Below are 7,015 nucleotides of genomic sequence, written 5' to 3'. Positions count from 1 at the left end.
TTTACAAGCAGGTAACTGTAGTTTTATTAAAGTTACCCAAAAACTAATAGTACCTAGTTAAATCAAGCACCAGAAAACTGGTGCTTATGTTAAAACTTTTTCGGGACATTTTCAAAAACGGTTGACATACATTGTCACAACCACAATATAAATATTGTTATTGCAACCTGATTTCAAGCATATTTTTCCCTGTTTCTCCACATCATAAGGGAACCATGATAAAGCATAAGGAGGTTTCTTTAAATGAAAGAAAGTGAATATAAAAAAAACAGCCAGGCAGAGAAGAATCAGGAAACAGATGGAAATCTAGAAGAGAAGAAGGTGGAGAAGGAAATTGAACAAAAGAATGACCAAAAGTTGGAGGAATATGGTCAAATAACACTGAATGAGAATGTGAACAAAAGAAAAATTCAATTGATTTCTATTATTGGTGAGGTAGAAGGTCATGAAAATCTCTCTAGCAACAGCAAGACGACCAAATACGATCATATCCTTCCAAAACTTGCGGAAATCGAAGACGATAGCACTGTGGAAGGACTTTTGGTTATCCTTAATACATCTGGTGGTGATGTAGATGCTGGACTTGCAATTTCTGAAATGATCGCTTCTATGAGTCTTCCAACGGTATCTCTAGTTCTTGGGGGCAGTCATTCCATTGGAGTTCCTCTAGCAGTATGCACGGATTATTCCTTTATCGTACCAACAGGAACGATGATGGTCCATCCAGTACGCATGAGCGGAATGGTAATTGGCGCTTCTCAGACATACGAATATTTTGAGATGATTCAAGATCGTATCTTGAAATTTGTATCCAGCCATGCAGTCATAGCTTATGATCAACTAAGGCGCCTTATGCTTAATACAGAAATGCTTACTAGGGACTTAGGCACCGTATTAGTTGGAGAGGAAACAGTCAAAGAAGGTCTGATTAACGAGGTAGGTGGGATCAAAGAGGCTTTAAATAAATTATATGAACTGATGGAAAGTGCTTCCTCTTAATCGTTGCAATTCTCCCGTTTTTTTTGTATACTGATAACAATGGATAGAAGGGGGAAGAATTGTGCCTGAGACAACGAAGAATAAGACTACACAAAAAAAAGGGACAAAACCAAAGAGCGGGAGAGCAAAAAGTACGACCAATAGGAAGAAAGTAATTCTGCCGGAACCAGAATTTATCCACTCAGAAGTTGTAATTATTATGTCATTTGCAGCAGCTTCCATTTTATTTTTAAGTAATTTTCATCTATGTGGTATGGTAGGTGATTTTTTACGAAGCGTGCAGCTTGGCATATTTGGAGGAATCGGATATATCGCTCCGGTGTTGCTATTTTCAGCAACTACATTTTATATTTCAAACCAGGGAAATCCAAGGGCAGCTTTTAAACTGGCTTCCTTTGTACTGGCGCTGGTTTCTTTGTGTGGTTTATTACAGCTTCTTTTTGGAGCAAAGACAGGCGGAGATACAGGTCTGATTGGTATATATCTGGAAGCATCCGTTAGTGGAATCGGCGGTGGGCTTCTTGGAGGACTTCTTGCAGAGGGACTGACTGCCATCATAGGAGTGGTGGGTGCATACTTGGTTTTATTGGTGCTTTTGATTGTTTCGGCAGTTTGTATCACAGAAAAGTCTTTTGTAAATGTAGTGAAAAAAGGAAGTGGTAAGGCTTATCGCCACGCAAAAGAGAACGTGGACATGCATTTGGAGATTCATGCAGAAAGACAGGAAGCCAGAAGGAAACGAAAAGAAGAACAAAAATTACGAGGTGTTAACTTAGATGTTACGAATTTAACAGCTTCTTCTGAACAAACAATTGATGATTCACATTCAAAAGGATTGTATGAACCGGAAACTGAGGAGATGGAATGCAATCCTTCAGAACCAGAATACGATTTGGGCAGGGAATCAGAACGTCTATCTGCTTTAACAGTTTCTGATTCACCTGATGTTTTCCGTGGAAGTATTTTTCCTTCCATAGATGAGAAAGAAGATACCGTTCCTTTTGAACCGGATGATAAGGTTCCATCATGTTCTGATTTGCCTGATGACACTGCAGCATATAAGAAAAAAGAGAGTCGGACATTAAAGGAGATAGAGGTTTTCGATGAATTTGAACCCATTGAGGATACGGACACAGAAAATAGTGACCATGAGACATTCTCCATTCCAGAAGAAAAGAAACAGGTTGTGACGGCTTCTGGAAAAATTATTGAATCGGATACGGAAGCACTGAAGAAAAAGTTAGAAACCAAACGAAATGAAGCGGACAAAGAGGGCAACAAAACGGTCAGTCAGGAGATCGCTCACAAGAAGAAAGTGATCAAGCCGGAATATCATTCTCCCCCTCTTTCACTGTTGAAAAAGGGGAAGGCAACTGCTTTTTCTGATCGCGAATACAAAGAAACAGCTGTTAAACTCCAGCGAACGTTGAAAAACTTTGGCGTAGGCGTAACTGTGACCAATATAAGCTGCGGACCTTCGGTAACCAGGTATGAACTTCATCCGGAACAGGGAGTAAAAGTAAGTAAAATTGTTTCTCTTACCGATGATATTAAATTAAGTCTGGCTGCAGCTGATATCCGGATCGAGGCACCAATTCCCGGGAAATCAGCGGTAGGGATTGAGGTACCCAATAAAGAGAATAATATGGTTTATCTTCGTGATATTTTGGAAGCGGATAATTTTCAAAAGCATACCTCTAAAATAGCCTTTGCAGTGGGGAAAGATATTGGTGGACAGGTCGTGGTTACGGATATTGCAAAGATGCCTCACCTGCTAATTGCCGGAGCCACTGGTTCAGGTAAATCCGTCTGCATCAATACGTTGATTATGAGCATTATTTACAAGGCAGATCCGGAAGAAGTAAAAATGATTATGATTGACCCAAAGGTGGTAGAATTAAGCGTTTATAACGGCATTCCACATCTATTCCTTCCAGTGGTCACGGATCCGAAGAAGGCATCTGGTGCATTAAACTGGGCGGTAGCGGAAATGACGGACCGTTATAATAAATTCGCCCAGTACAATGTAAGAGAAATCACGGGCTATAACGCAAAGGTTGACGGTTTAAAGGATATTGAAATGGAAGACAAGCCGGAACGGATGCCACAGATCGTGATTATCATAGATGAGCTTGCTGATCTTATGATGGTTGCACCTGGAGAGGTAGAGGATGCCATCTGCCGGCTCGCTCAGCTTGCCCGTGCGGCAGGAATTCATCTGGTCATTGCAACGCAAAGACCGTCTGTTAATGTAATTACAGGACTGATCAAAGCCAATGTACCTTCCCGGGTCGCATTTGCAGTATCCTCTGGAGTGGATTCCAGAACCATTATTGATATGAATGGTGCGGAAAAACTCCTTGGAAAAGGTGATATGTTGTTTTACCCTGCCGGTTATCCAAAACCCATGCGGGTTCAGGGAGCGTTTATTTCAGATACGGAAGTGTCAAAAGTGGTAAACTACTTAATTGAACAAGGAATGACGGCTCAGTATAATCCAGAAGTAGAGAATATGATTACCTCTTCCTCTTCTGGGGGAGAAGTGAAAGGTGGTACCAGTGATCGCGATGAATACTTTACTCAAGCAGGGAAATTCATCATCGAGAAAGATAAAGCCTCCATTGGCATGTTACAAAGAATGTTTAAAATAGGCTTTAATCGTGCTGCAAGAATCATGGATCAGCTATCAGAAGCAGGGGTTGTTGGAGAAGAAGAGGGAACGAAGCCAAGAAAAGTGCTAATGGCTATGGAAGCGTTTGAAGCGATGATGAATCAGTAATATAATTAGGGGGTTCCCTTACATACATATAAGGAGGATATTTTTGATGAAAACAGATATTGAAATCGCGCAGGATGCAACGATGATTCCCATTAAAGATGTGGCTTTGGCATATGGAATCAATGAAGATGATTTAGAACTTTATGGGAAATATAAGGCAAAACTTTCCGACGAGTTATGGGATCAGGTAAAAGACCGCCCAGACGGAAAACTAGTGCTTGTTACAGCTATTAATCCCACTCCAGCAGGAGAAGGAAAAACCACAACGACGGTGGGTCTTGGACAGGCATTTGGCAAGATGGGAAAGAAAGCTATGATTGCATTAAGGGAACCCTCTCTTGGGCCATGCTTTGGCATCAAAGGTGGTGCGGCTGGAGGTGGATATGCCCAGGTCGTTCCCATGGAAGATTTAAACCTGCATTTTACTGGAGATTTTCATGCCATTACTTCTGCCAATAATTTATTATCCGCTTTATTGGATAATCACATCCATCAGGGGAATGCACTGGAGATCGATACCAGGCAGATACTCTGGAAACGGTGTCTGGATATGAATGACCGTGCCCTTAGAAATGTTGTTGTTGGGATTGGCTCCAAAGCAGATGGGTTTGTTAGAGAAGATCATTTTGTTATAACGGTCGCGTCTGAGATTATGGCAATTTTGTGCCTGGCAGATGACATGAATGACTTAAAAGAACGGCTAGGAAAGATCATTGTCGCATATAATTATGCAGGAGACCCAGTAACTGCCAGCCAGCTTCATGCAGTAGGAGCGATGGCGGCACTTTTAAAAGACGCTTTAAAGCCAAATTTGATCCAGACGCTAGAACATACGGCTGCGATTGTTCATGGTGGCCCGTTTGCGAACATCGCTCATGGCTGCAACAGTGTGAGGGCTACAAAAACAGCATTGAAATTGTCCGATATTGTAGTGACAGAAGCTGGATTTGGGGCCGATCTTGGTGCGGAAAAATTCATGGATATCAAATGCCGGAAAGCTGGATTAAAACCAGATGCCATCGTACTGGTGGCAACCGTAAGAGCATTAAAATATAACGGTGGAGTGGCGAAAGACCAGTTAAAAGTAGAGAATCTTACTGCACTAGAAAAAGGGATTGTGAACCTGGAAAAGCACATTGAAAACATGCAAAAATACAAAGTTCCTGTTATTGTGACTTTGAATTCTTTTGTTACAGATACAGAGGCTGAGTATCAGTTTATAAAACATTTTTGCGAAAAGAAAGGCTGCGAATTTGCACTTTCCAGAGTATGGGAGAACGGTGGAGAAGGCGGCAGAGAACTTGCACATAAGGTGCTTTCCACATTAGACAACAAAAAAAGCAATTTTACGCTTCTATATCCAGATGATATGGGATTAAAAGATAAAATCACTACCGTTGCAAGTGAGATTTATGGAGCAAAAGGGGTAACCTATGCTCCAGCAGCCATGAGAGCGTTAAAAAAGATAGAAGAAATGGGATTTGGTAATCTTCCTGTTTGTATGGCAAAGACACAATATTCTTTATCCGATGACCAGACAAAACTGGGCCGTCCACAAGAGTTTGATATTAATGTGCGAGATGCTTATGTTTCTGCCGGAGCTGGTTTTGTTGTTGTAATAACAGGAGCCATTATGACCATGCCAGGTTTACCTAAGAAGCCAGCAGCAGATAAAATTGATGTTAATAATAATGGAGTAATCACAGGATTATTCTAATTTGGAGGTTATATGAAATTAAAAGATTGGCTCTCAGGCATTGGGTTTGAGCTGTTACAGGGAAGTCTTGAGACAGAGGTAGAGGAATTGGTTTACGATTCCAGGAAAGCAAAAGCAGGGGCTGTTTTTGTTTGTACAAAAGGAACTAGGATTGATTCTCATGAGTTTATCCCAGAAGTTGTGGCAGCAGGAGTGACGGTTCTAATCGTGGAACAAAAGGTGCCAGTTCCAGATGGTGTAACTGCAATCCTAGTACATAATTCAAGAGAAGCACTGGCACTTTTATCGGCTGCAAGATTTGGGCAACCAGCGAAACAGATGATTATGATTGGAGTAACTGGTACCAAGGGGAAAACAACAACAACTCATATGATCAAGACGATATTGGAGTCTTGCGGAAAAAAAGTAGGCATGATCGGAACCACTGGGATTGTGATTGGATCGGATGTACAAAAGACAGCAAATACAACCCCTGAATCCTATCAGCTTCATGAGGCATTTCACCAAATGCGATTAGAAGGCTGCCAATATGTGGTAATGGAGGTTTCCTCTCAGGCATTTAAAATGCATCGGGTAGAGGGAATTGTCTTTGACTATGGTTTGTTTACGAATATATCCCCAGATCATATCGGGCCGGATGAACATGAAGATTTTTTAGAGTATCTCTCTTATAAGTCAAAGATTTTTCAGTGCTCCAAAGTTGGAATCATGAACAAAGACGATGCCCACTGGGATGAAGTTGTTAAGAATGCTACTTGTCCGGTTTATTCTTTTTCTCTGGATCAGGAAGGAACTGATTTTAAAGCGGAAGAGATTCGCTATCTGTCTGAGCCTGATTTTGTTGGAGTGGAATTTGATGTAAAAGGGCGTTATGAGCTTCCAGTTCGGGTTAATATACCGGGACGCTTTAATGTAGCCAATGCATTGGCGGCGGTCAGCGTTTTAAGCTTTCTTAATCTGCCGAAAGATAAGATCTGCCATGGATTAGAGAATCTAAGCGTCAATGGACGTATGGAAATTGTATATTCCTCTGAAAAATGTACAGTAATCGTAGATTATGCTCATAATGCGATCAGTATGGAAAGTCTTCTTACCACCTTACGGGACTATAATCCAAAACGTTTGGTTTGTGTGTTTGGCTGTGGTGGAAATCGTTCCAAGGACCGCCGCTATTCTATGGGAGACTGCGCGGGACGTCTGGCTGATTATACGATCATAACGGCAGATAATTCCCGTTTTGAAAAGACAGAAGATATTATTGCTGATATCAGGGGTAGTATGAAAAAAACGGGAGGGACTTTTATTGAAATTCCAGACCGTAGAGAAGCGATCCGATACAGTTTGTGTCACTGCAATCCTGGTGATATGATAGCGGTCATTGGGAAAGGACATGAGGATTATCAGGAAGCAAATGGTGTCCGTCACCATTTTTCAGATCGGGAAGAAATTCTAAAGATAGTGGATAGTCCTGAATTTAACATTAGTGATACAAAAAAATAGTAAGGAAATGCCGGGAGCTG

General features: G+C 41.3%; 4 protein-coding genes. All 4 read left to right on the top strand.

Annotated features, from left to right (window positions below; all coding sequences use genetic code 11):
* The first annotated feature begins 243 nt into the window (after positions 1-243).
* The 4 genes from EFT72_RS08795 (at position 244) to EFT72_RS08780 (ending at position 6,995) form a co-directional block, all read left to right on the top strand.
* The gene (locus EFT72_RS08795) at positions 244-999 is read left to right on the top strand and encodes an ATP-dependent Clp protease proteolytic subunit (RefSeq protein ID WP_124066540.1); all 756 of its coding nucleotides are present in this window, start codon (positions 244-246) and stop codon (positions 997-999) included.
* 61 nt (positions 1,000-1,060) lie between these two features.
* Positions 1,061-3,778: a DNA translocase FtsK gene (locus tag EFT72_RS08790; RefSeq protein WP_206426623.1), complete on the top strand. Its 2,718-nt coding sequence runs from the start codon at positions 1,061-1,063 to the stop codon at positions 3,776-3,778.
* A gap of 46 nt (positions 3,779-3,824) precedes the next feature.
* The gene (locus EFT72_RS08785) at positions 3,825-5,495 is read left to right on the top strand and encodes a formate--tetrahydrofolate ligase (protein ID WP_124066539.1); all 1,671 of its coding nucleotides are present in this window, start codon (positions 3,825-3,827) and stop codon (positions 5,493-5,495) included.
* Between the two features lie 12 nt (positions 5,496-5,507).
* Complete coding sequence (locus EFT72_RS08780) at positions 5,508-6,995, top strand: UDP-N-acetylmuramoyl-L-alanyl-D-glutamate--2,6-diaminopimelate ligase (RefSeq protein ID WP_124066538.1); 1,488 nt, start codon at positions 5,508-5,510, stop codon at positions 6,993-6,995.
* The last annotated feature ends 20 nt before the right edge of the window (positions 6,996-7,015 follow it).

It is taken from the genome of Clostridium sp. E02, assembly GCF_003833015.1.
Lineage (GTDB): Bacteria > Bacillota > Clostridia > Lachnospirales > Lachnospiraceae > Lacrimispora.
Note: the sequence above shows the minus strand (reverse complement) of the source record. Positions and strands in the feature narration are given on the sequence as shown.